Annotated in this window: 13 protein-coding genes; 3 read left to right on the top strand and 10 right to left on the bottom strand. The window is 68.9% G+C overall.

Going from position 1 to position 25,226, the window contains the following annotated elements; translation table 11 throughout:
- Window position 1: 1 nt before the first annotated feature.
- The 3 genes from OHA70_RS16085 to OHA70_RS16075 are packed head-to-tail and all read right to left on the bottom strand — an operon-like array spanning window position 2 to window position 2,378.
- Window positions 2–388: a hypothetical protein gene (locus OHA70_RS16085; RefSeq protein ID WP_328333260.1), complete on the bottom strand. Its 387-nt coding sequence runs from the start codon at window positions 386–388 to the stop codon at window positions 2–4.
- A gap of 56 nt (window positions 389–444) precedes the next feature.
- Window positions 445–1,071 (bottom strand): response regulator transcription factor, encoded by a 627-nt coding sequence (locus tag OHA70_RS16080; RefSeq protein WP_328333258.1) that lies wholly within the window; start codon window positions 1,069–1,071, stop codon window positions 445–447.
- Window positions 1,068–2,378: a sensor histidine kinase gene (locus OHA70_RS16075; RefSeq protein WP_328333256.1), complete on the bottom strand. Its 1,311-nt coding sequence runs from the start codon at window positions 2,376–2,378 to the stop codon at window positions 1,068–1,070. Before OHA70_RS16075 ends, OHA70_RS16080 begins: the two co-directional genes overlap by 4 nt.
- An 85-nt stretch (window positions 2,379–2,463) precedes the next feature.
- On the opposite strand from OHA70_RS16075, the gene OHA70_RS16070 reads away from it, so the two are divergent.
- Window positions 2,464–3,084, top strand: a complete 621-nt coding sequence (locus OHA70_RS16070) for a TMEM175 family protein (RefSeq protein ID WP_328333254.1) — start codon at window positions 2,464–2,466, stop codon at window positions 3,082–3,084.
- On the opposite strand, the gene OHA70_RS16065 is transcribed toward OHA70_RS16070, so the two are convergent.
- Together OHA70_RS16065 and OHA70_RS16060 are read right to left on the bottom strand one after the other, a co-directional pair.
- On the bottom strand, window positions 3,048–3,518 hold the full coding sequence (locus OHA70_RS16065) for a GNAT family N-acetyltransferase (RefSeq protein WP_328333252.1): 471 nt from the start codon (window positions 3,516–3,518) through the stop codon (window positions 3,048–3,050). The genes OHA70_RS16070 and OHA70_RS16065 overlap by 37 nt on opposite strands.
- A gap of 45 nt (window positions 3,519–3,563) precedes the next feature.
- On the bottom strand, window positions 3,564–4,283 hold the full coding sequence (locus OHA70_RS16060; protein ID WP_328333250.1) for a siderophore-interacting protein: 720 nt from the start codon (window positions 4,281–4,283) through the stop codon (window positions 3,564–3,566).
- A 100-nt stretch (window positions 4,284–4,383) separates the two neighbouring features.
- Here OHA70_RS16060 and OHA70_RS16055 point away from each other — a divergent pair, with 100 nt between their 5' ends.
- The gene (locus OHA70_RS16055) at window positions 4,384–6,984 is read left to right on the top strand and encodes a GNAT family N-acetyltransferase (protein WP_328333248.1); all 2,601 of its coding nucleotides are present in this window, start codon (window positions 4,384–4,386) and stop codon (window positions 6,982–6,984) included.
- 7 nt (window positions 6,985–6,991) lie between these two features.
- On the opposite strand, the gene OHA70_RS16050 is transcribed toward OHA70_RS16055, so the two are convergent.
- From OHA70_RS16050 to OHA70_RS16040, 3 genes are read right to left on the bottom strand one after another with little or no spacing between them, the layout of a single operon-like run.
- Window positions 6,992–22,276: a WXG100-like domain-containing protein gene (locus OHA70_RS16050; RefSeq protein WP_328333246.1), complete on the bottom strand. Its 15,285-nt coding sequence runs from the start codon at window positions 22,274–22,276 to the stop codon at window positions 6,992–6,994.
- Window positions 22,273–22,620, bottom strand: coding sequence for a hypothetical protein (locus OHA70_RS16045; protein WP_328333244.1), 348 nt, complete (start codon window positions 22,618–22,620; stop codon window positions 22,273–22,275). The genes OHA70_RS16050 and OHA70_RS16045 overlap by 4 nt, the downstream gene beginning before the upstream one ends.
- Window positions 22,617–23,006, bottom strand: coding sequence for a YbaB/EbfC family nucleoid-associated protein (locus OHA70_RS16040; protein ID WP_328333242.1), 390 nt, complete (start codon window positions 23,004–23,006; stop codon window positions 22,617–22,619). The genes OHA70_RS16045 and OHA70_RS16040 overlap by 4 nt, the downstream gene beginning before the upstream one ends.
- A gap of 121 nt (window positions 23,007–23,127) precedes the next feature.
- Here OHA70_RS16040 and mycP point away from each other — a divergent pair, with 121 nt between their 5' ends.
- The gene (gene mycP / locus OHA70_RS16035) at window positions 23,128–24,420 is read left to right on the top strand and encodes a type VII secretion-associated serine protease mycosin (protein WP_328333240.1); all 1,293 of its coding nucleotides are present in this window, start codon (window positions 23,128–23,130) and stop codon (window positions 24,418–24,420) included.
- Window positions 24,421–24,492: 72 nt separating this feature from the next.
- Here the strand turns inward: mycP and OHA70_RS16030 are convergent, their stop codons facing one another.
- Window positions 24,493–24,789 carry a hypothetical protein gene (locus OHA70_RS16030; protein ID WP_328333238.1) on the bottom strand — a complete coding sequence of 99 codons (297 nt, stop codon included), beginning with the start codon at window positions 24,787–24,789 and terminating at the stop codon, window positions 24,493–24,495.
- Window positions 24,790–24,815: 26 nt separating this feature from the next.
- Entirely contained in the window at window positions 24,816–25,130 is a 315-nt protein-coding gene (locus OHA70_RS16025; protein ID WP_328333236.1) for a hypothetical protein, read from the bottom strand.
- Window positions 25,131–25,226 lie beyond the last annotated feature (96 nt).

Here is a 25,226-nt window from a genome sequence, read left to right as displayed (position 1 = left end):
GTCAGTTGTGGCCTTTGCCGTGGCCTGAGCTGTCGTCGGAGGACTTGCCTTTGCCGCCGCCCTTGTCGTCGCCTGGCTCAGAAGTACGACTGGTGGAGCTGGGGGTGGTTGTCGGGCGGCCGCCGCGGTCGTCGTCTGGGGTGGTGGTTACGGCTGCCGGCTTGGGGTGGACGGTGGCGGGTGGCGGGAACCAGAGGGGCGCAGGCGACTGCCCCGGCGTACCGGGGTCGAAGGCTGACCAGACTGCCGTAGTACCGGCGACCAGGCCGGCTGCTGCGACGAGGCCGAGCAAGCCAGTACCAGCCCAGGCGAGGTAGCGGGTCGACCGTGCGGACTCCACATCAGGCCGCTGGGTCTGCAGCACCACCGGGCGGTCGTCTGGGTCCATACGTCGATAGTGCGCCAAGCAGCCGGGTCCAGACCATCGGACCTTGGTACTAGTACCTACTGCTCCGGCCGCCGCTGCCGCTGCGCCCAGAGAGCCGCCTGGGTACGGTCAGTGACACCCAGCCGCTGGTAGACGTTGGTGAGGTGCGCCTTGACCGTGCGCTCGCTGATCCCCATCCGGCGAGCGATCAGCTTGTTCGGCAGGCCGTCGGCGATCATGTCGAGCACCTCCTGCTCCCGCCCGGTCAGCTTCATCTCCGGCCCAGGACTGCGCCGGTTGGTCAGCAGCACGCGCGCAGCCTTCGGATCCAGCGGCGAACCACCCGCAACCACCTCCCGGATGCCCGCCAGGATCACCTCCGGCTCGCTGTGCTTCAGCAGATACCCCTCAGCACCGGCCTGCAGCGCATCCAGGATCCGCGCCTGATCGCTGAAGGAGGTCAGCACCAGCACGTGCGCCGACGGGTCCTGCGCCACGATCCGCGCAGTAGCGGTGACCCCGTCCGTACCAGGCATCGACAGATCCATCAGTACTACGTCCGGCTTCAACTCCGCCGCCAGCGCCACCGCCTCGTCACCGTCGCCGGTAGCCCCCGCCAACTCCAGGTCGTCCGTGGTGTCGAGTAACTGCGCCAACCCGGTCCGTACGATCGCGTGATCGTCGACGATGAGTACCCGGATCATCTGACCGGTACCTCGACTTCCACTCGTGTCCCCTGGCCTGGCGCGGCCCGTACCGTCAGCATGCCACCTGACTCCGCCAAGAGGTCGCCGATGGACCGCAACCCGAGGTGTCCGTCGCTACTCCGCTCATCCAGCCTGGTCTCATCGAACCCACGCCCGTTGTCGTCCACCACGAGCGTCGCCTTCCCGCTGAGGCGCCCAGCCTGGATGAGCACCTCCTGAGCGCCACTGTGCGCAGCAACGTTCCGTACGATCTCCTGCGCCGCCCGGAACAGGAGTGCCGCCACTGCCGGCGGCAGGTCCTCAGCACCTTCAGTCTCAAGCCGTACCTCGACACCCGTACGCTCCAGCCCCGCAGCAAGCTCCGCCAGAGCAGAGGCGAGCCCCTCCTCAGCCAGGTTGGGCGGGTAGATGTCCACGAGCAGGGTGCGCAGCGAGCCGATACTGCCCCGGAGCCTGTTAGCGCCGTCGGCGATCAGGTCCGCTCGCTGGCCTTCGGTCGGCTTGCCCAGCCTCATGGCGTCCAGTGCGTAGTTCAGACCGGTCAGCTCTTGCACTACGCCGTCATGGAGCTCTCCGGCGATCCGCCGTCGCTCAGCGTCGGAGGCGTCCACCGCATGCCGCAGCAGTCGCTCCCTGTCGCGCTGTTGCCGCTGCACCCGGCGCGCGAGCGACCAGGCGAAGGGGATCTGCACCAGCTCCAGCAGGAGCAGTGCACCCAGCGAGGGCGGGGCGAACCGCTTCCACGCAGCCTGACCGGCTTGAGTCACCGCCTGGTACTGGAAGTACGCCTCGAAGAGCATCGGTTCGCCACCCGGGCCGCGCACCCCGACGTACACCTCGAGCAGCTTCTTGTACGGGATCTCGTACCGGTTCTCCGGCCGGGTGAGGTCGCTGACCTCGGACTCGCTGCTGCCCTGGATGCGGAGCGCCTCGGTCTCGTCCGGGTCCAGTGGGAAGGTCTGGCCGACCAGTCGCCGCTCGTCGGAGTACACGATCTTTCCGTGGGCGTTCCACAGCTTCACCCGGACCAGTGAGCCCTGCAGGACGTACCGGCGCATGGCTGTGTCGAACGCCTGGAGCGCCGCCTGTTGCCCGGCGATCACATTGGCATCCAGCCGCGGCTCCACCACCCCACGGGCGGTCACGAAGGTCACCTCGCGGGCCGACTCGCTCGCTTGCTCGGTACCGGCCTGGCGGGCGACGTACGCGATCAGCGCGGCCAATGACAGCAAGACGATCAGCCCGGCCGCCGTGAACCGAACCAGCAAGCCGACCGTGGACACCGGCTCGCGTTCATTGACCATCCTGGGATCGTATGCGGGGCACCACGGATCCGGCAGCCGGACAAATGTCTTAGTACCACCGGCCTCCAGGTGTCAGACTCACCGCGTGAACGCACAGCCGGACCTCGCGGAGACCTCCCGGATCGAGGCCTTCAGCGACGGAATCTTCGCCATCGCCATCACCTTGCTCGTCCTCGAACTGCACATCCCCGAGCTGGAGCCGGGCGAGCGGCTCTGGCCCGCGCTGCTCGACGAGTGGCCGCAGTTCGGCGCCTATCTGACCAGTTTCGCGATCCTCGGCATCATGTGGGTCAACCACCACTCGATGTTCCGGCAGATCCAGCGCGCCGACCGCGGGCTGATGTTCCTCAACCTCGGGCTGCTGCTGTGGACCGCGCTGCTGCCGTTCCCGACCAACCTCTTCGCCGAGTTCCTGGAGGACGAGGGGAGCAACGCGCATGTCGCGGCCGCCGTCTACAGCACGAACCTCACGCTCGCCGCGATCTTCTTCAGCGCGATCTGGTGGCATTCCCTGCGCAACCACCTCGTCGACCACGACATGACTCCCACCGAGCAACGCAACTCCGTCCTGCGCTACTCCGTCGGCACGCTGCTGTACGCAGCCGCGATCGGCCTGTCGTTCCTCTCGGCGCCGCTGACGTTGCTCGTCCTCTTCCTGCTCGCCGTGTACTACGGCTTCGAACAACTCCGCACCCGGCAGAACTGAGTGATGGTGATGCCAGGAGCGATCTCCACTACTCCCGAGGCGCTGTAACCGCGGGAAAGGTAAAGGCTGGTCGCCGGCGCATTGGCCGTGCCAGTCGACACAAGGCTGACCCGCCGCGGCTCCATCACATCGAGCTGATCCAGCAATGCCCGACCATGACCGCGCCGAGCGTGCGCCGGATCGACTACTAGCCGGCTGATCTCGACCGTCTCCGGATCCGGCAACTCATAGGCGACCGCTGCGACCAGCTCACCGTCGCCCGAGTACCGCCCGAGCCAGTGCTCCTCCGACGCCATCAAGCCAGCAAGGTCTTCGTGCAGCGGAGGAATCCCGTCGAACCCGATCAGCGCAGCCTCCACCGCATACGCCAACCGCTGCACCACCAGCACCCGCTCAGCAGTAGCCACATCCGCCAGGTCCAAGACACGAATCACCCCGCCACGCTATCCGCGCAGCACCGCCCCCGCCCGTCAATTACGTCAGGCTGGGCGCCAGTAGCCGAGTGCTTTGACTCGATCCTTGGGGAGGGAGAGGTCCTTTAGGAGGTACGACGTCAGGGTGCGGGTTGTTTTCGTGTCGCAGGCTAGCCAGACGAAGGTGGTCGACGGGTCGTCGATCCGGCTCGGCAGGCTTGCCTTCACCTCCGCCACCAACTGGTCACCCTTGCGGGAGACCATGCGCAGTTCGTGGTGGTCGGGGTCGAGTCGCAGCGGCAGGTCCGCATCGGAGTCGTGGGTTGTCTCGAAGAAGATCGTTGCCGGCAGCTTCGGTGCCACCGCCAGCAGCGAGTTGATGGCCGGCAGCGAGGCCGGGTCGCCGATGACGAGCAGCCTCGGCGGCAGCGGATCCGGTACGGCGAAGTCGGTGCCCTGCAGCGTCGCCTCGATCGTGTCGCCTGCCTTCGCGGACAGCGACCAGTCGCTCGCGATCCCCTCGTGCAGCGCGAACTCCATGCTGAAGGTGCCGGCCTCCGCGTCAGGATCGACCAGCGTGTACGCCCGCTGATGCGGCTTGCCCGCGTGCTGGAACCACAGCCGCACCCACATCGTCGGGTGCACGCCAACCATCCCGAGCAGCCCACCATCCGTGAAGTGCACGCGGCGATAGCGCTCGGTGACCTGTTCGGCACCCGTCACGGTGAACACGAAGTCCTTGCCTCGGAACAGCTTGAGGACGACACCCTCCCAGCCATGCCCCACGACGCACGTCCCTTCCAGCCCGACGAGAATAGGCAGTTGCAGCCCAAGTTCCTGACTTGTAAGTTAGCGCAGCCTAACCTAACTGAAGCGAGGATGACGAGTGAACGCCAAGGTCGACCGGGACACCTGGGGTGTGCCGCACTTGAGAGCCGGCGACCCGCTCGCACTCGCCTATCTCCAGGGCCGCAACGCCGCGACCGACCGGGCCTGGCAGATCGAGCTCGAACACCGCCGCGCACTCGGTACCAGCGCAGCCTTCCTCGGGGCCGAAGCGCTCAGCTGGGACGTCTTCGCCCGCCAGGCCCGCCTCGCCGACACCGCCCGGCGCTGCTGGGAGAACCTCGACGCTGACACCCGCGAATGGGTCTCGGCGTACGTGGACGGCGTCAACCACAGCCTGCCGGGCGCTGCCCTGCGAGCGCCCGAGTTCGCCGAGACCGGACTCACCCCGCAGAAGTGGGAGCCCTGGGCGCCGCTCGCGATCTGGATGGCGATCCACATCCTGTTCGCCGGCTTCCCCACCAAGCTCTGGCGCGAGCACGTCGCCCGCCATCTGGGCGACGACTACCTCGACCTCTTCAACGCCGAAGGCCCAGACACCGCTGGCAGCAACGGCTGGCTCATCCCCGGCCACCGCACAGCAGCCGGTACGCCGATCATCGCCGGCGACCCGCATCGCTACATCGAGAGCCCCGGGGTCTACCAGCAGATCCACCTCGCCTGCCCCGAGTACGACGTCATCGGCCTCGCAGTCCCCGGCATCCCCGGCCTAGCCCACTTCGGCCACACCGGCCACGTCGCCTGGGCAATCACCAACGCCATGGCCGACTACCAGGACCTGTACTCCGAACAGCTCCGCCGCACCGATAGCGGCGTGGAGGCGCTCGGGCCCGACGGGTGGCAACCGGCGACCCGGCACACCGAGTTGGTCGAGGTCGCTGGCGCCGAGCCCGTCGAGATCGAGGTGATCGAGACTGCCCGCGGTCCGGTCATCATCGGCGGATCGGGCGAGTCGCAGGCGATCAGCTTGCGCTACCCACCCCGCGTCACCCACCGAATCGGCTTCGAGGTCCTTCCCAAGTTGCTCAAAGCAACCACGGTCGCGGACATCGACGCAGCCGTCGACCGCTGGGTCGAGCCGGTCAACGTCCTGATGGCCGCCGACACCGCAGGCGGACTGCTGCACCGGACGGCCGGTCTCGTCCCGACCCGGCACGAGGACAACCGCCTGCGCGTAGTACCGGCGTGGAAGGCTGAGCACCAATGGCAGGGCTGGCACGAGTCGATGCCGCGGGCAACGGTCGATGACGCGATCGCGATGGCCAACACCCGTCACCTGGCCGAGCCGCTCGGAGTCGACTACGCCGGCCCGCACCGCTACCGCCGAATCACGCATCTCCTCCACGAGCGGTCCGACTGGACAGTCGAAGAGATGCCCCTGATCCACCGGGACACCTTCCTGGGCTCAGCGAATTCGTTGCTCAGCCTCCTCGTTGACCACGAGAACCTGACGCCCGAGGCAACAACTCTGCGCGAGCGACTCCTTGCCTGGGACAAGCGAATGGATGCCTCCAGCACCGATGCCTCCAGCTACGCCGCCCTCCGCAAGGCCCTCGTCCGCCGCCTCGCCGAGCACCCGACTCTCGCCGTACTTGATCAAGGCGTGGACGTCCCCGACCTCTTCGTCCCCTACCTCGACACGGTCGCCCACACCTACTTCGCCCTGGAAAGCTTGATCGCCGCCAAGCTGCCCGACATCAACGTCAGCTGGCTGGCCAGAGAGGCCCTGGAAGAGGTCGCCCACAAGAAGCCTCGCGGCCCATGGGGCGAGACCCATCAGCTGGCCCCGCTGCACGCCCTGCGCGGACCCGTCTTCGCGCCCGGCGACGAACACTACGAGTTCGCGCTCTCCGGCGACCACCACTGCGTGCTGTCCACCTCAAGCCTGCCCGGCCTGACCGACGTCTGCATCCGCGCTTCCGCCGCCCGCTACGCCTGGGATATTGCCGACCGCAACAACAGCGCCTGGATCGTCCCGCTCGGCGCTTCCGGCGTACTGGGCGACCCCCACCACCACGACCAACTCCCCCTCTGGCTGCGCGCTGACCTCGCCCCGGTCAACGGCGGACTCACCCCAGAGGACCAGTCCTTCGAGCACCACATCGAAGGCTTCGGGCTGGTACGGATCCGCCCGGTGGTGCCCGCGGAAGACCTCGACCTGATCCACACCTGGGTCACCGCCGACCGTGCCTCCTTCTGGGGCATGACTGGCCAGTCCCGGGAGCAGGTCCTCGCCACCTACGAGTTCCTCGACTCCGTCCCCACCCACCACGCCTACATCGCCGAGCTGGACGGCACCCCGGCCGCCCTCTTCCACACCTACGACCCGCAGGCCGACCCAGTCGGAACGGCGTACGAGGTCGAGCCCGGCGACCTCGGCATGCACTTCCTGATCGCCGAGGGCGACGCCCGCCCCGACTTCACCGGCAACCTCTTCATTGCCCTAGGCACCTTCATCTTCGCCCACCACGGCTACCCCCGCGTCGTCGCCGATCCCGACGCCGCCAACACCGCAGCTATCGCCCGGATCACCCGTACCGGCTTCGCTCTCGGCCCCATCACCACGTACACCCAGCACGACGGCACCCCGAAAACCACCCAACTGGCCTTCCTCACTCGGTCGGCCTTCCTGGGCGGCTGACGAGTCCTCAACGCCTCCGCTCGGCGTTCTCCTTCATCTCCTCCGCGGCCTCGCGGGCCCGCCGCAACGCCGCCAGGTACGCAGCACCCGCTCCGCCCGACACCCGCGCAGCCGGTACGGGCGCGGTCGCCGGTGGCGCAGCCGGGGCCGATGCGGTCGCGGGAACGGTCGCGGTCGCGGGAACGGTTGCGGCCGCAGCGGTTGATGCTGCGAGCGAGCCAGGGTCGGTGCCGGCCGGCTGCGGGGCTAGGCCGGCGAGGATGGCTTCGTACTCGTGGGCGAAAATGCTGAGGTAGGCCTCCCCGGTACTGGCCGCCGGCAGGTGCACGCGAGTCAGCTCGCGTTCTCCGCCGGAGCGGGTCGCCCGGATCCGCACCAGATCGAGGTCGTACTCGACCTTGACCCTGACCGTGACCACCTCGCCCTTCTCGAAGCGACTGCGTTCCCGCCGCGCACCCCGGACGTCGGTGACGCCATCGGACAACTGGTCGCCCGTCGACTGGCCGACGCTGGTACCGAGCTCGCCGTCCGCGAGTTTGCCGCCGCTGGTGACAGGCAGCATCCGGCCGGTCGTCGTGCTGACCGCCGAGGTGTGCTGCGCCCGGTTCACCTCGCCGATCTCGCCCTTGATCGGCCCGCTGATCAATTCGATATCCGAGACGTTCGCCGCCACGGTCACCTCGACGAACTGACTCGCATGCCCAGGTACCTCCAACCTGACCACCCGATGGCCACCCTCGGCCGCCATCCGGCTGAAGGAGGCGTCGCGCGCAGCCGCCGAGAACACCGCCTCCAGCACCGCCTCGTGCTGCTTCACCCCGGCGGGGTTCAGCATGTCGCGACGAGCGAGTTCCTGCCGTACGCCGCTCAGCAACTGGGACTCGCCGACGGCGGCCGACTCCACGAAGTACGCCGCCGGAAGCTCCACCGCGACAGTCTCCGAACCGGTCGCCGAATTGGTTGCTGATGGCAACGTCTCGGCCAACCGTCCAGGGATCAGCTGGACCATCGAGCCGCGCAGCTCAGAGCCCGCCCGTACTGCGACGTCCCCACCAACGGCGGATCGCGCGGACCGGGTCAGCCGGCCACGGGTCGGACCACCGACCACCGGCTCATGTACCACCTCGACGACGAACCGCAGCTCGCGGCGTACCCGGTTCAGCCCGTCGAAGGTCGCCATCCGCTCCAACCGCGTGAGCTGCTCGGTCTCGGTCGTCGCGACTCCACCAGATCGATCCGTGCCGAGGCTTCCCCCATGGCCGGCGTCCACCGACCCATCGAGTCCGACGCCATCGCTGCGCCCGTTGCTCGCCGTCCGCCCCTGCTCGCCGTACAAGTATCGCTGGACGATGCTGATCGTGTCCTTGCTGAGCCCCAGCGACTCGTTCTCGTCCGCGAAGACCGCCCGGACCCGGACCGACACCCGTTGCGCCGCAAGCCCACCGGGTGGGCCGAACGGATAGCTCCGGCTGAATCCTTCCGGCGCGAGCATGTCATCCAGGCGACCCCACCACCGTTTGCCGGCCAGGTCGACGAAGAGGCTCTCCGCGAGCACCGGATCCGAGTCGGCAGGCACTCCGAGGTCGGCGAGCAGCGCCTTCACCTGGTCCAGCAGGCGCGTCGCTCCGTCCGAGCCGGTCAGCGCGACCGACTCGATCAGGCTGCTGCCGAGGTGTTCGCGGTACTGCGGTGGCAGGCTGATGTTGCGCGTCGCGGCAAGCTTCTCGACCTGGATGAGCACCTCCTCCAACCGGGCTTCGGGATCCTGCGAGAGCGGCCGTGGACTCGGGACGCGCAGCTTCGCGGCCAGCACCTCGGCCGTGTGGCCGGCGGTCAGCCCGGGTAGCTCGGTACCTCCGGCCGCAACCTCCGCGCGGTACCGGCGGATGAGCGCGGCGGCCGTTCCACGGCCCAGCTCCAGGCTTCCGTTCAAGTACCGCTCGACCGCGTCAGCCACCTGGTGCAGTGGCAGTCCGAGTTCACCCCGGCCGAAGAACCGCAGCGCATCCCGTTCGGCGAGCTGGAAGACGGTCGCCGACTCGCTCCGAGTTGGTGTGTGGTTGCCGACGGCAAGGTTGAAGTCGACGGCGGCCGTGAACACGTAGTGCCGGCCGACCTCGATCGCGAGCCGCTCGACACCCCAGATCGCCTGATCGGTCCTGGAGTTCGCCCGGCTCCGGCCGATGTTCCCGTTGACGCCGCCACCCTGGCCGTCCTGCGACGCAGTGGCCGACAGGCTGGTCGTGTGCCCGGTGGAGGTCTCCGAGTAGATCCCATGATTGCCGAGGGCAAGGTTGATGTCGCCGCTCACGCCGTCCGTGACAGCAACCAGGACGGCATCGCGGATCTGCCCTTGTAGCGAGACGGTACTGCGCCGCGACGCGGCTCCCCAGCCTCGCAACACGGCGGCAGTCCGATAGGCGGTCTGGGCCCACTCGGGGTGGGCGATCAGGTTGCGTGGGTTGAGGAAGGCCGCCAGTTGCTGTCGTACGGTCGGCTCCGAAGCGAGGGCCGTGGGCAACCAGTTGAGCAGGTCGTGAGTGTCCAGCGCGAGGATCGTGGCCCGGTCGAGCACCTGGTCGGCGACCGGGCCGGGTGCGACTGTGGCCGGCAGCGGTTCGGAGTACGGGAGCAGGTCGCTGTCCATCACCACGCGCGCCGAAGTACCGGGCGAACCCTGGTGGACAGGTTGCGGACCGTCGTCGGTCAACTCCGTCACCACCAGGCGGTGCGCGATGTCGAAGACGGCGACCGGGGAGGTGCTCTCAACCAGGGTGACCTGGTTGATCGTGCCGCCGGCGAACCAGCCCATCGCCCGGCCGAGTGACTGGCGCCCGTAGCCGAGTCCGGCCTTGGAGACCAACCCGCCCACCGCACTGTTGAGACCAAGCGGGTCGAACCGCCAAGGCAGAGTCTTGCTCCGGCCTCCCGAGCGACCGGCGGTGTCGGAGCCGATGTTCAAGGTGACCATTGCCTCGTCGGTGCTGATGCCGACCGGGGTGACAGCTCCTTGCTCGACGGCGATCCGCAGCGTGACCAGCTCGGCCGGCTGACCGGTCCGCGTCTGGTTCAGGGTGACGACGATGCCTGTCTGGGCTGCTATGTCATAGCCGGCCTCGAGCCTCGAGGTCGACAGTTGGGCGCGCAACTCGGCGAGGTTGAGTAGTTGGGAGTGACGTTCGAGGGGATCCTCCGGCAACTGCGCGGGGTCCGGATTGCCGGCGGCGTCCAGTACCGGAAGGAACCCGCGATCGGACAGGTGGGCGACGATCGCGTCGAACGCTTGCGCACCGCCCGTGACGCCTTGCACCATCCACGGCCCTGAACCGCGGATCTGGCCGGCGCCGATGCCCGCCCAATCCGGCAGTTCGAGCAGGCGACCGGGCACGGTGATGCCAGTTCGTACGTCACCTTCCAGGACCGGTTGGCCGTTCTCGATGATCGGACGGCCCTGATCGTCGAGCACCAGCGTGCTCGCATCGACTGGTAGCCCGTACCGGTACGCATCGTTGGCGTGCAGGCGGAGTAGCGCCTCGCTCTGGCCAGGTACCGAGCCGACCCGCTGGCTTCCCAGTACCAGCGTCACCTCGTGTTCCAGCACCATCCGGTATCCCTGGGTGGGACCGGTGAAGCGCTGGACGCCGACCTGGATCGCCGTACCGCCGCCCGACATCGCCTCTGCGCGGGACACACTGCGTCCCGCCCCTGCATTGGGTCCGAGGCCGACCCCATCGAGGTCGGCCGATTGCTTGCCGTTGAGTCCGGCGGTGCCGGTGACTTTGGCGCTGGCCCCGAACGACTGCTGCCCGCTGACCGTGCTGAACCCGACCCGCACCCGCTCCTGCCAATGCGTGCGGCTCGGTCCGCCGACCAGTTCGGCCTCCTCGTAGCGGACCTTCGTCCGTACCTCCAGGTGGCCGATGGGTTTGCCGCCCGCGACGAGCGGGCTGAGGTACGCGTTCGGCTCCGCGAGGTGTCCTGGCAGGCCCTCCAGCAACGCTGCCTGGATCTGATCCCGGACCCGGCGCGCGGCGCCCTTGCCCAGTTGGCTGAGCTCGTCGGAGAAGGTGGCGACGACGCGATCGCTGAGGTTTCGCAGTCCGCTGATCGACACCGGGACGTGCGCGGGCAACACTCCAGGTGGGTCGGTCGCGAGGTCAGCTCGCTGGATCAGAGTCTCCGGCGCCGGAACGGTGTAGGCGTGCGAGATCCAGCCGCGCAGCTCCTCGTTGCTGTCGGCAACTTGCCCGACGGCGGTCCAGGTATCCACGCCGGTACGCCGTACTTCCAGCTGCCAACTCGCCTTGCCGGTGAACAGTACGGACTCGCCCCTGATGTCCTCGACTGCGCCGTCCTGGGCGAACTCGGCGGCGTTCGCGGTCAGCCCGCGGCTCCGGCCGGTCTCGACCTCGACGCCCAGGTTGACGAGTTCGCCGACCGCATGCGCCCAGGAGGAGTCGCCGAAGATCCTGGTCAGGGTGTTGAGGGACATCCCGCCGGTGGTGCTGAGCCTTCCGTGCTGTGCCGTGGCCAGACGCCGGCCTCCTTGCGGCAACAACCCGACCATCGTTTCGGAGGCTCGTACCGGCGGATTCAGCACCTCGACCAGTTCGGAGGCGGTCAGTCGGATCCGGACGTCACCCGGTCGCGACCGGCCGAAGCGCAGTACCGCGCCTTCATCGGTGACGAGCCGTCCGAACTCCGCGCTGAGCCGATGCTGCAACCGACCGGCTGTCACGCGCTCATCGATGCCCTGGGCAACTAGTACGTCATTGATGCGCCCGGCCAGCGCCGCGAGATGTGGCAGCCGTCCAGTCGGCATCAGCCCGGTCGCCGCAAGGGAAGTGGGGGCGAGCGCCGCCATACTCTGCTCGTACGCCGCCAGCTCACGCGCCAACGTCTCCGCCCTCACCCCAAATGCGGGAGTCCGGCTCTCCGTCTGTGTGCTCGGCGCGGTGGTTGCTGCGGTCAGCAGTTGTTCATAGCCGAGTCGGGCGCGGTCGGCCTGGTCGAGAGCTGCTTGGTAGTTCTTGGCCAGTTCGCGGTGCCAGCTGGCGAGATCGGCCTGTTTGATCGCCTCGTTCTGCGCCTCGCGGAGCCTGGCATGGCGGCCCGCATCCTTGGCGGCGGTCGCAGTCGCTTGATCTTGCTCAGCTTGTCGTGCTGCTGTGTCGGCCTCGGCGGCGCTCGCGAGCCTCGCGTCGATACGGGCCTGCAACGCCGACACGGCGTCGGTCAGTGCGCGGACCTGATCGGCGACACCTGCGGTGAAGTGGGCGAGCGGCGTACCGGCAGCCGTCGGCACCGTGCCTGCGTACCAAGGAGCCGTAGGCGGGGTGTGCCCACGCTTCTCGATCGCTGCGAGCAATCCATCGATGTCCTGACGGAGCACCCGCTCGTACGCGATGGCGGCTTGATCGTTGCTCTGCGCAACCTGTTCGACGGCCGCGATCCAGAGCCGGCTGAGCAGGCGGAACTCGTTGAACTGCGCCGCCACACAGGCGTTCTCACTCCGTCCGGTGAGCTGATTCAGGAACCGCCGCACGCCCCCGGACGGCGTCGCCTTCAAGTCCTGCAGGGTATGGCTGATCTCGTGTACCCACGCTCGCGGCAACTGATCCGTCGCCAGCCCGGGCGCGAACCGAACCACATGCGGCTCCGCAGCCGTACCTCGCCCGAGCGTCGTCGCGGCCACTCGTCTCGCCCGCACCCGCCCGCGACCAACCCGGAAGTGTTGCGCCTCCAACCCATCCGTCTCGACCACCACAAGCCCGCCGACCACCCGCACCGAAACCCCGCCACCAAAGTCCTCACCACGAGTCTCAAGAACCGCGCCGGTCAGCTGCGCGGCAGACAGCCCGCTCTCCCCTTCCACCCGCCCACCCACGACAAACCGGGTCCCCCGCACCTCCGGCGCATGCACCGTCCCACCTCCGTCTGCGCTCGGCGGTGTACCGGAGTCAATGCCGGTAGCGGGAAGCGTGCTGGAGTCAGCGTCGGTAGCCGGACGCGAGCTGGAGTCAGCGTCGTTAGCCGGACGCCTGCTCGAGTCAGCGTCGGTAGCAGGACGCGTCCTGGAGTCAGTGTCGCTAGCCGGACGCCTGCTCGAGTCAGCGTCGGTAGCAGGACGCGTCCTGGAGTCAGTGTCGGTGGCGGGGCGCGTGCTGGAGTTGTGGGTCGGGGTGGGTGGGGTTGGTGAGGTGGTGTCCAGCTGCTTGGCCTGGCGAGCCAGCTCTTCAGCGGCCAGGCGACGGGCGGTAGCGCGGAGTACGGCTTCGGGAGTTGCTGGGGACTGGGTGGTGGGGCTGGTGAGCTTGACGAGTTCTTCGGCGAGTTGGCGGGTCGCCTCTGCGCGCAGTACCGCCGGATCCACCGCAGCGAGCCGCTCGGCCAAGTCCTCCATCACCGCGCCGGGGATAACAACCTGGCGCCCGCCGGGCAAGCTGACCCGGAATCCGCCGTCCTGCAACGGCAGCGCCCCTGGAATCACCTCGATCGCAGCAGCGCCCAGCGCCTCCCCCACAGCCGCCGCCCCGACCGGGGCTGACCCGACCGCCGATGGCGGCACCGTCGGCGTCGCCGGCGCGCTGGAGGTCGCCGCGGTGGAGGTCGGCGCGGTCGGGGACGGCAAGGTCGGGGACGGCGTCGTCGCGGTTGGCGTCGGCGTCGTCGGGGTCGGGGTCGGCGTCGGGGACTCAGTGGGGTTGAGGGTTGGGGGCTGGGGTGGGGCGTGGTGGCGGCCGGTTGTCGCGAGGGGCTCTAGGTTTGGCAGCAGGTCTGGTGCGGAGGCTGGGCCGTAGTGGTCGGTGTCCGAGGGGATCATCGGGTCGGTGATGTCGACGGCGAAGCGATAGGGATCTGTCGCCGGTCCGGGGCGGGCGACTCGGTGAATTGTCACCGTGACGTCGTAGCCGCGCGCGGTCAGATCGGACCAGATCTCCTCGAGCCGGCTCAGCGCCGCCTGGTCGGGAACGACCGCGGCCGGGAACAATGTTGCACCAGGCAAATGATTCGAGGACAGCGAGCCCGGTGTCGTGAACTGGACGACGGCTTGGCCACCTACCCGACTAAGACCAGGTGGTGTGCTGAGAGCCGGAAGTACGAGCCCATCAGGAGCACCCGCCTGCCGCCAGAGGTCGTGTACCGACTCCAGCTGATCCTCGAGCGTTTCGATGACCAGCGACTGCGAGGCGGTCGTACCGTGCAGGACGTGGTGATCGACGGCGTCCGCCGCCCGGCTCAGCAGCTCCAGCGCGACGAGTCTCTCCAGCAGGAGCTTCTTCCCAACCGGCTCTGCGAGCAGCAGCCGAAGAGCATCGTCGACCGCCGCCCGGAGCTGGTCGGTACGTCCGCCGACAACCCGTTGCCCAAGGCCCGGATCCACCGAGTCGAGGGCCGGCATTCCCTGACCGGCATGCTCAGCGATCCGGTTGTTGAGCTCGATCGCGTGCTGCAACCGGGACCGGTCCGTCGTGAGCACGTCCTCGGAAGCGCCGATCGCCTCCGAGCGATCCAGGTCAGCCGCCAGCCGATCGATCCGCTCCAGCGCGCGGGTGCGCTCACGGAGTACGTCGAGATCGTTCTCTGACAGCGTTGGGTTCGGCAGGTTCTCCAGCTGGGCTTGCCGAACCGCCGCCCGGACATGATCGGTGAACGTCGCCTCGGTCACGACCCGCTGGACGGGCGCCGCCGGCGAGCTGAGTTCCAGGAGCCGGCGGGCCCGGATCCGCACCTGTTCGAGCGCGTACTTCGCGACCGCCACCTGCTCGACCAGTTGACGACGATCGGCTGCCTGCTTGGCCAGTACGTCGGCGAGGTCGTCCTTGCGATCCAGCTCGGCCCGCCGGAACGCGTAGCGCGCGAACGGCGTACCGGTCAGTCCGGCGAACACCCCGGCCAACGTGAGCTTGACGCCGAGCTCGGGCAGGGCGAAGACGAGGTCGAGGGTGACCACGCCGAGCGCGCCGGCGATCGCAGACGCCGCGATCTGGCCCACATAGACGGACCGCGGCGACTGACCAGGCGGCCGCGGGGCGGCGGGGAGAGCCGTCGGCACCGGGAGCCGCGCCGGGTTGCCGTCCTCGTCGATCGCCCCTCCGAGCCCGGCACGGTCCGCCTGCCGGGCGTCCTGCACCGGTACGCCCGCCGCTTGCTCTATCTCCCGCACGAGCCGTTCGATCTCACCGAAGCGCTCCCTCAGTGCATCGGCGACCGCCGTCGCCTGCATCGCCTCGCGCTCCGCGTGATCCCAGTTCTTCTGCGCGTCGCTCGCGGCCTCCTCGCGATTCATCGCGAACCGGTCGCCGAACGCTCCGCCGAAGACGGTGAACAGGCCGGGACCGATCGCGTAGAGCAGTGACTCGATCTCGAGGCTGACGTGTCTGGCCAACTCCGTCGGATCGACATCGGTCCCGCTGGTGTTGCCGAAGGCGATCCGGCGAGCGGCCGCCGACACCCCGTCGATCGATTGAGCGAGCAGATGCATCGTCAGCGGTGGAGTCCCCGGCGTGTGGCTCACGTCGAACGGCATGACGCCGGCTCCCGGTCGGCCCGTCTCGAACCCGACCAGCCGGGACAACGCCCGGTCCACCCGCGACCTGAGCGCCATCAGCTCATCGATCAACTGGTTCTGGAACGCCGCCGGATCGGCGAGCTTGCTCCGCACACTCGCATCCACCCGGGCAAGCCGGAAGTCGAACTTCTTCTTGTCCACGATCCGTTCGGCGAGCACCTTCGCCAGTGCGGAGCTGGCCACCACGAGAGCGGTCGACATCGCCGGTACGCCGAACAGCGTGAGCGCCCCGGCGACGGCGGCAGTCGCCAGCGTCGGGATCGCGTGGCGGGTCAGGTAGTCGAGTTGCCGAGTGGCACGCGGCGGCTTCCCCCGGAGTACCGGCGGGATCTGTTCGCCGTCCAGGAACACCTTGAATCCGGGGTAGTCCCGGTCGCGGAGCGCACGATCGGCGTCGTACGCGGGCTTCTTGGCGGCCTCCTTCTGCGCGTCGAGGTACCGCTCGGTCAACGCACCGACCAGCGAGTTCACGATCGTCGGTACGGCGATGCCTGCGCCGACCAGCGGATTGCCGGTCACCACCGTCGCGGTAGCACCGAGCACAACCGCCGACCACGCCGACGACTTGATCGCCTTAACCAGGTAAACCCGCCGCCCAACCCGGTCGTCGTTCAGCGGCACCCGATCCTGAAAGCGCTCGACGACAGCCACTCCGGTACCGGTGCCCGCGCCAGTGCTGATCCCGGTGCCGGTGCCGGTACTGACGTCGATGCCGGTACTGACGTCGGTGCCGGTGTCGGTGGTGCGGGTGCTGGTGTCGGTGGTGCCGGCGCTGGTGTCGGTGGTGCCGGCGCTGGTGTCGGTGGTGCCGGCGCTGGTGCTGGTGTCGGTGTCGGTGTCGGCGAGTAGGGCGCGGAGGAGGTCGGTGTTCGGCTGGGAGTCGCTCACGCCCATCGCGCTGATCAGCTTCGCCAGCTCGGCCCGGACCGCGGCACGGCGACCGGGCTCCGTCCAGGGCGCCTGATCGTGCGCGTCGGCGCGGTAGTACAGCTCGGCTCGATCACCCCGGTCCTCGGAGCGCAGTACTGCGTCATGCGCCGGATCCCCATCGGGACGGAACACCTTCTCGCCCGCGATCTCGCCGAAGTGGATCTCGGCGCGGGTCTCGGCCAGTACGCGGGCCAGCAGCGGGCCAACTTCGTCCAGCAGCAACCGATCCGACAAGGTGACCTCGACGACGGAGTCGTCACCGAGCAAGATCGTGTACTCCAGCTGCACGCCGGGAGCGAGCACCCCAACCCGCTTGACCAACCGGAAGGTGTCGCCGTCGACAGTCTCGACCTCGTACACACCGTTGCCTCGATCAACGATCCGACGAGCCCCGGTGACGTCCCCGACCAGCGTGGGCAACACCCGACCAGACAGCTCACTGACCAGAACCCACCCCGGCAGAAACCCCTCCCGCCGCCCAACCAGCCCTGAAGGCCTGGGCGCCTCGGTCGGGCCGGGCGGCTCGGTCGGGCCGGTCGGGCGGGGCAGCTCGGTCGCGCCGGTCGGATCAGTCGGACCGGTCGAGCCGGTCGGATCAGTCGAGCCGGTCGAGGCGGTCGGATCAGTCGAGCCGGTCGAGGCGGTCGAGGCGGTCGAGGCGGTCGGATCAGTCGAGCCGGTCGAGCCGGTCGGATCAGTCGGGCCGGTCGGGCGGGGCAGCTCGGTCGCGCCGGTCGAGCCGGTCGGGTCAGTCGGGTCAGTCGGGTCAGTCGGGTCGATCGGGTCAGTCGGATCGGTCGGGCCGTCGGGGTCGGTCGGGTCCTGCGGTGCGGTCGGGTCGGCGGAGGCGTCCTCGGGGGTCAGGTCCGCCGCTGTCGACGGCCCTACCTCGGGTGGTCCCGCCGGTCGGGTCACTCGATTGCCGGTGGCCGGGCGGCTCGGGCGCTGGACCTCGGCGGTCCGGGCGACGTGCGGGCGGACTCGGTCCGCCAGCTCGGAGATCGGTGCCTGGCGGTAGGTCGCGGACTCACCGGTGACGCTGTCGGCGACCTCGATGCTTGCCTCAAGCAACGTTGTGGCCGGGTTGCCCGCGAAGGTGATCCGGATCTGGTGGCCGCTCTGGATCAGGTCGACCAGCCGCGCCTCCAGCTGCCCGACTGCGAGCCATGGGACAGGTACGCCTGCAGGAAAGATCGCTGCCGTCGACGCATCAGCGAATAAGGCCCATCCGGGCAATGAACCGTCGGGCATCAGGATCCGCCGGAGGCTCTGCGCGAGCTTCCCCAAGTGCGAGCCATCCGGTGCACGGTGTACTTCGGTGAGCTCGGCGACTGTCGTACCGTCCGGCCGCACCTCGACCTGATTCCCACCCCAGCGTCGGACGATGCGCCCGTCAGTACCGCCGTCGATCTCCACCCGGTCCGGGGCAGGGTTTTGCGAACCGTCGCTGTCGTCGACCGTTCGGCCGGCTGGCGGAAGTACCGGGCTGGTCGGCCGCGGACCCGGATGGGGAGTCAGGGCCGGAGGACTGGGTGGGTCGGTGGGCGGGGTGTCGTCGGTCGGCGGGGTGTCGTCGGTGGGCGGGGTGTGGTCGGTGGGTGGGGTGTGGTCGGTGGGTGGGGTGTCGTCGGTGGGTGGGGTGTCGTCGGTGGGTGGTTCGAAGAGGTTCGAGCGGTCGGGGGCGAAGTCCTGGATCCGCTGCAGCGGGAATCGCTGGTACTGCGAACTGGTCCGCTTCTGGGATCCGCTGGGGCGGCCGGGTGGCAGCGGGTTCTTGGGCAGGCCGGGGCCGGGGAGCTCGGCGGCGTGCGGTTCGGCGATGTTCTGCCAGGTGCGGCCGGCGGCCCATACGACGATGTCGGTGTTGGAGGGGTCGCTGACGGTGTAGACGACGGTGACCGAGGCCGGACGTTCTGGGTGGGCGGCATCGGTGTACGGCGGGAAGATGATCCGCAGGTCGACCCGCCAACCGGCGTCGATCCAGTCGCCGATCTCGTTCTCCAGGCCGGAGAACGCGCCGGTGTTGAACGATCCGGCCTGCGGGAAGTGATTCATCATCCCGATCACGCGCTGGAAGAACCGCCAGGCGATCGCATGACCCCCGTGGTCGCCGGTGTCGCCTCGCTCGCGTGCCGTCCGTCGGGCTTGTACGTCGTCGTGGTTCCTCGCGCCCTCACCGAAGTCGGCATGCAGAATCGCCTCGGCGCCCCGCGGCAGGCCGGTCAGATTCTCATAAACCCACCGAACCCAGTTCGGCCCGAGCTGCAGATCCGGGTTCTGTCCCGGCCGCATCGCCGGATCGTCGCTGGCCGGATCACCACTGGAGTACCACTGCGTCCACGCCAGCTCCTCCCCACCGACGTAACCCCCCTCCCGAACCACCGGCCCCCCACCGTCAAACCACCCATACTCCGCCGCCGGCTCCTGGTCGGTCGTGGGCGATGGAGCCGGTTCGGTCGGCGGAGTCGGCTCCTGGTCTGCCGCGGGCGATGGAGCCGGTTCGGTCGGCGACGTGGGGTTCTGGTGGGTCGACGAGGAGGGGTTCGGGCGGGGTGTGGGGGTTGGAGGTTGGGGGGTGGGGTCTTGGGGGTGGGGGGTGTTGGGGGCGGGGGCGCTGGGGTCGGAGTGGGGGGTGGTGGTGATGGAGAGGTGGAGGGTGTCGAGGGTTTGGCCGGGGGTGGGTACGCGGCGGGCGGTGATGGTTACCTCGTTGCCGGCTTTGAGTTGGGCGAGCCACTCCTGTTCGAGGCGGGCGAAGCCGGCGGGGTCGACGATTACATCGGGTGGCACCATCAGGGCGACGCCACCTGGGCCGAGTAGGCGGTGGCCGAAAACGTTGCCGTCGGCATCCACTGGGGCGCCGTTGCGTTTTGCCCAGGCGCGGCCGACGGCGGCCATCTCACCGTTGATCCGCGGGCCGTCCTGGCGCAAGGTGGTGATGACCACGTCCACGACACCGTCGTCACCGACCACCCGGGTGACCTCGTTGTTGCCGATGCGGGTGGTGCCGGCCTCCTCCAGGGCATGGAGCGTCCCGGCCACGTGAGCTCCGTGGTACGACTGCCCGGCAGCGTTGTCGAAGGTCCGGGCGTTCGCCAGGACGACCCGCTCCTCGCCGGTGACGCTGGTGTCAATCACTCTGAAGTTGACGGTGATCCAGTCGGGGCGCAACTTGCCGGGACCGGGGAGGATCTCGACCTCCACCTCATAGCCCTGGGCGATCCACCGCCCCCACTCCTCCTCCAGATTCTCGTACGCGACATTGTTGAACGTCTCCTCCTGCGCGAACAGGTTGCGGAGATCGTCGTTGTCGAAGAACCGCTTGGCGAGATAGTGCCCGGCGCTGTCACCCTCGATGCCGTACGCCGTGGTGGTGGCCTTGCGATTGCGTCGGCCGGCGTTGTTGCGGCCCTTCTTGAAGTCCGCCCGGAGACGGGCTGTGATCCGGCGAACGCGCCCATCCGTGCCGACCGCCAGAACGCCCCTGTTGGGACCGTGCTCCAGAACCAGAGACGCGTCGAAGGTCCCGGGCGCATCCGTCTCGGCCGGCCCGAACTCAACGGACGAGTCGAACCACGGGTTCCCTTCCGCCCCCGGCTCAGAACCTTCCACCGCCGGCGGCTCCACCGGCCCCTGCGGTCCATCCGTCCCAGCCTGCTCCGCCGGCGGAGCCTCGTCGGCCCGCTCGGTGCTGTCGGTGCTGTCGGTGCTGTCGGTGCTGTCGGTGCTGTCGGTGCCGGAGCCTGTGCTGGTACCGGTAGTCGAGCTGTTGTTGGATCGGGTACCAGAGCTGGTGCGGGTGTGTTGGGGAGTTGGTGTGCGTGGCGCGGGTGTGGTGTCGGTGGGATCGGGTGCCGCTGCTGCTGTGGCAGCTGGTGCCGCCAGGGCTGCGGCTGGTTCGGCTGCGGTAGGGTCGGTGGCTTCGCCTGTTTTTGTTGACGAATCGGGCTCGGCGGTGTCGGCCGGAGGTGCCGGTTCGGTCGGCTGCTCGGCAGTGTCGGTGGGGTCCTCGACTGACGCCGTCTGATCGGTGTGAGCGGAGCTTCGCGACGTCGGCTGCTGGCTGGAGGTCGTCGAACTGTTGGCCGTCTGCGTACTGCCGCCGGTGGTCGACGTGTTGGCAGCGGCGGTGCTGCTCGTGTTCGCAGCGGCAGTGCTAGTCGTGTTGGAGGAGGGGGCGCTGGTCGTGTTGGCAGCGGCCGCAGTTGTCGTGTTGGCCGCGGCGGTACCCGTCGTGTTGGCCGCAGCAGTACTCGTCGTGTTGGCAGCGGTGGGACTACCCGTGGTGGCGGGGGTGCTGCTGGTCGTGGTCGGGGCAGCTGTGCTGGTAGTCGTCGCAGCCGGGGCTGGTGTGCTCGATGTCGGGGCGGGGGCGCTGGTACTAGGTGTGGCGGCCGGAGTTGTCGTGGTGGTCGGGGTCGCGGTGTCGGTCTGGTTGCCGGACTGGTTCGGGTGCGTGGCCTCGCCCGCCTGGACTTGTTGGTGGCCCGAGGGAGCACCAGCGGTTCCGACCGGCGGTCGGCCCAGTCCTTCCGCGCCGGCCAGACTTTGTTGATCATTACCGGTGACGTCCTGCGCCGGTGAGTCGTGCGGGGTCGCGCCTTGCTGAGTGCCCTGGTTGTTCTGCGCCGCCTGGCCGCCGGAGTCTGGTTGGTTGCCGGGCTGGCTCGTCGGCGGGTGGGCGTTCTGGCCGGTGTCCGGGCTCGCTGTCGACGGTGGCGGTGGGTTTCCGGGACCGACGGCAGCAGCAGGCGTCGACGACGGCAGTGGGTTACCGCCCCAGCTCTGGATCTTGACGGAGGCGGCGTGCCCGAGAGCACCTCCGCCATGAACCGCCGCGATCCGTCCGCCCGCCAACGCGCCGGCCATCGGCGCTTGGTTGACGATGGCGCTGCCGAGCTGGCCCCAGGTCAGCTCCTTGCCGTGCACGATGTCGTCCGCGACCGTACCGACGATCGGCGAACTGAGTCCGTTCACGACGTACCCGTGCCCGAACTCGTTGAGGAACTGCCTGCCCCGGCTGCGCTCGCCCAGCCGCAGCGCGTCCGCCAGCCGGTTCGCGGGCGCCGATCCGAGCCGGCCGACCGGGCTGAGGATGCGGCCCACGCCGTATCCACCGCCACCGGCAATGGCGTTGACCTTCATCTGGTCGATGTCGATTCCGCTCTGGTATCCCTGGAGGTTGTTGAGCCCGTCCTGGATCAGGCCGGCCGCGACCTCGTCGGCCGCCTCCTTGAGCACCTCACCGACCTGTTTGCCGACGAACCCCGCCGCCCGCAGCAGGCCCTGCGGAACGGTCGCCACCACCGGCCGGGACACCGCCGCAGCGGCGGCCCGGATCACCCCAGACAGCCTGGTCGCCATCCCCGCGAAGATCCGGATCTGCCAGAAGGCCGCCACGGCGGCCGGCATCAGCAACGTCGCGGCGAAGAAGGCCGCGTTGAGGATCAGCTCCGAGATGATCGCGTTCCGCACGTTCGCCGTCTCCCGGGAGAACGTGAAGCACAGCTCGGCCATCTCCTCGTAGACCTTGATCGCGGTGCGGAGATCGGCGAGGGTCTGCGCGGTGTTCCGGTTGAAGACCGCGCCGGTCGTGTCCCGCCAGACCGCCGGCAGCGACTGGTTCGCGTTCTCCGCCTGGTCGAGTGCCCGGCCCAGCTCCTTGCCGAGGTTCTGCCACCCCACGCCCATCTGCCAGACGACGGCCGAGTCGACCGGGTTCCAGATGTTCTCGTCCCAGTACTGCCGGAACGCCAGCCACAACGGCGTGTCCGGCTCCGGAATGCTCACTCCAGCGATCGCATCCGCGCGGCGTCGGCCTCGGCGTGCTGGATGTACTCCCCGACGATCGTGGCGCCCGAGGAACCCAGGTGCTCCACCATCGGCTGGATGGTCGGCGACAGCTTGTCGAGCTCGGTCTCATAGGCCTTGTAGTTGGCCCGGAAGTCGACCGACAAGGTGTCGAAGCCGGTATTGGCCTCCTGCTCCCCCTTGTCGATCGCCGCGTTCCCAGCGGGCAGGGCGTCCCCGAAGATCTTGCCCGCGTCGAACAGCCGGCGCATCTGCGCGCCGGTTTCGTCCGGGAACATGTCGATGTCGCCGACGCCGCCGAAGTTGATCGGTCCGTGGTTCATGACCGGCCCGCCTTCCGTGCCTCGGTGATTGCGGCCAGGAACGGCTCGAAGGCGAGCCCGCCCGGATCGTCCGTACCACCGGGGAACAACGCCGGGAGCTGGCCGGCCGCGGTCTGCTGCGCGTCCTGGCCGGCCTCGTTGATCACGTCGCGGATCTGGCCGGCGAGCGCCTCGGCGTCCGGGTTGCGATAGACCCGGGGATCGATGACGAGCTCGCGGACGTCGCCGTACATCCCGACGGTCGCCTCGATCAGCCCGTCCGGCGACTGCGCCGAGCCGGTCGTGTCCTCGCTCAGCGAACGGAACCGGCGTACCTCGCGGTCGGCCTGCTCGAGCTGCCCCTCCAGCGAGTACGCCGTACCGGGCCGAACGTTGCGGGGGTCCATGGTCGCCTCCTCGATCGCTGAACTGTCGCCACTATCCCCGCGGGGCACAGCCCCCGGACCACGCTGACCGCTTCCGGCCATACCCCTCGGAGGACGGTCAGGATCGACGACGCTCGAAAGCGTGAGAGACCTGTCGAGATGGCGTACCCCGGCCCTGTTGATGTCGGCCGTCGCGCTCGCCCTGGGACCGTCGGCGACCACCGCCTCGGCCGCACCGCCGAAGGGAGCCTGTACGAATCCGGACCCCGGCCGGCCGGTCGAGCGATCGTTGCCCTGGGCCCAGGAACTCCTGAAACCCCAGCGGGCCTGGCCGTTCAGCACCGGCGCCGGGGTCACCGTCGCCGTGGTCGACTCCGGGGTCGACGCCGACCAGCCGCAGCTGCGACGACCGGGCAAGGTCCTGCGCGGCCGCGACTTCTACCTGGTCGGCACCCTGCCGGGCAACTACGACTGCGTCTCGCACGGTACCGGCGTGGCCGGAATCATCGCGGCCGACCGCGCGACCGGCATCGGCTTCCAGGGCATCGCGCCGGGAGCCCGGATCCTGCCGGTTCGGGTGAGCGAGCGAGAGACCAGCGACAACGGGCAGACCGAGGTCATCCCTCCGCAGATCCTTGCCAAAGGCATCCGTTTCGCCGTGGACTCGGGTGCCCGGGTGATCAATCTGTCGATGTCCGGCAACCAGGACCAGGCGCCGGTACGAGCCGCGATCGCCTACGCGGTCGCCAAGGACGTGGTGGTCGTCGCTGCCGCCGGCAACCAGCAGACCAACACCAGCGGCATCCTGCCGTCGTACCCCGCCCAGTACCCCGGAGTCCTCGGCGTCGGCGCGATCGACATCGCCGGCAAACGGCTCGGCGCTTCACAGCTCGGCCCGTACGTCGATCTGGTCGCTCCCGGCGCAGGCGTCCTCACCACCACCCGGCGGACCGGGCACGCCTACTCCGATGGCACCAGTTTCGCCGCACCCTTCGTGGCCGGCAGCGCTGCGCTGGTACGGGCGGCATACCCGAAAATGACTGCTGCACAAGTGATCCAGCGACTGCAGGCCACGGCGACACCGGCCCGGGGCGGCGCCGGCAGCGCGGAGTACGGGGCGGGAATCGTCGACCCCTACCGTGCCGTCACCGAAGGAATGATCGGGGCCGCGGCCAGAAAACTGCCCGCGATGCAGGCCGCGCCTGTCGATCAGCAGTTGCTCGACCACGGCGCCTGGTGGCGCGCGGCAGGGCTCGACGCGCGCTGGATGACCGGCCTGGCTGTCGGCGGTACAGCACTCATCATCTTGTTCACGACGCTGCTGGTTGGCGGCCACCGGCGCCGCTGGCAGGCCGGCAGGTCGCTGATCCACCGGCATCACGAGGCGAGTCCGGCGGAGTTGCCCCCGGAACGTCTGTTCGCCCAGGTGGACTGACCACACGAACCGAACCCCGGACCGGTTGGCCGATCCGGGGTTCTGTCACCTGTTGGGTTCGTCAGCCGGAGTTCACATCCCGTTGGCGATGCCCTGGCAGGTCGCGAGCGTGCTGCTGGCGTCAGCGCCGCACTGGTTCCACGCGTTCGACTGCCGGTGCTGATGGTCAGCCGCACCGAGGGTGCCGGTGACCTCTTGGTGGATCTGCGAGACGGCATCCGCGCCGACGTTGTCCATCCAGGCGTCGTTGTGCAACACCTGGCTGGCCCGCAGGTGGTCCTGCGCGGCCAGCTGCCGCTCGTTGGAGATGTTGGCCATGACGGACGCGGAGTCCGCCATACCGCTGATCTGCTGGAAAAGCTCTGGCATGGGCCTTGCTCCTTTCTGAGGTCGAGTCAGGCGGTGAGCGGCCCGCTGAGGCCGTTCATCATCTGGACGTCGTTGGCGATGTGCCCCTCGTAGTGGCTGCCGATCTGGCCGACGCTGGTCGACCGGTTATGGACCCGCTCGTGGTGCGGGCGCACCCCGCTCTGCCAGTTGTCACCGACCGCCGAGGCCGCGTTGTAGCCAGGGCCGCGCCACGAGCCGTTCAGGCTGCCGATCTCCGCCGCCGTCCGGCTGGCGTTGGACGTCAGGTCCTGGCCGTACATCGCGGTCACGTTGGCGTGGTGCGCGATGTTCTCGGTGAAACCCTGGATGAAGTCGCTCATCCCCTACTCCCTTCTCGCTGGTGATACCTGTTCGCCAAGGTAGGGAGCCCGGTCGCCTTGCCGGACCCGGCGACACCTTCCTGCCACCCCCGGTCG

The organism is Kribbella sp. NBC_00382, assembly GCF_036067295.1.
Lineage (GTDB): Bacteria > Actinomycetota > Actinomycetes > Propionibacteriales > Kribbellaceae > Kribbella.
Note: the sequence above shows the minus strand (reverse complement) of the source record. Positions and strands in the feature narration are given on the sequence as shown.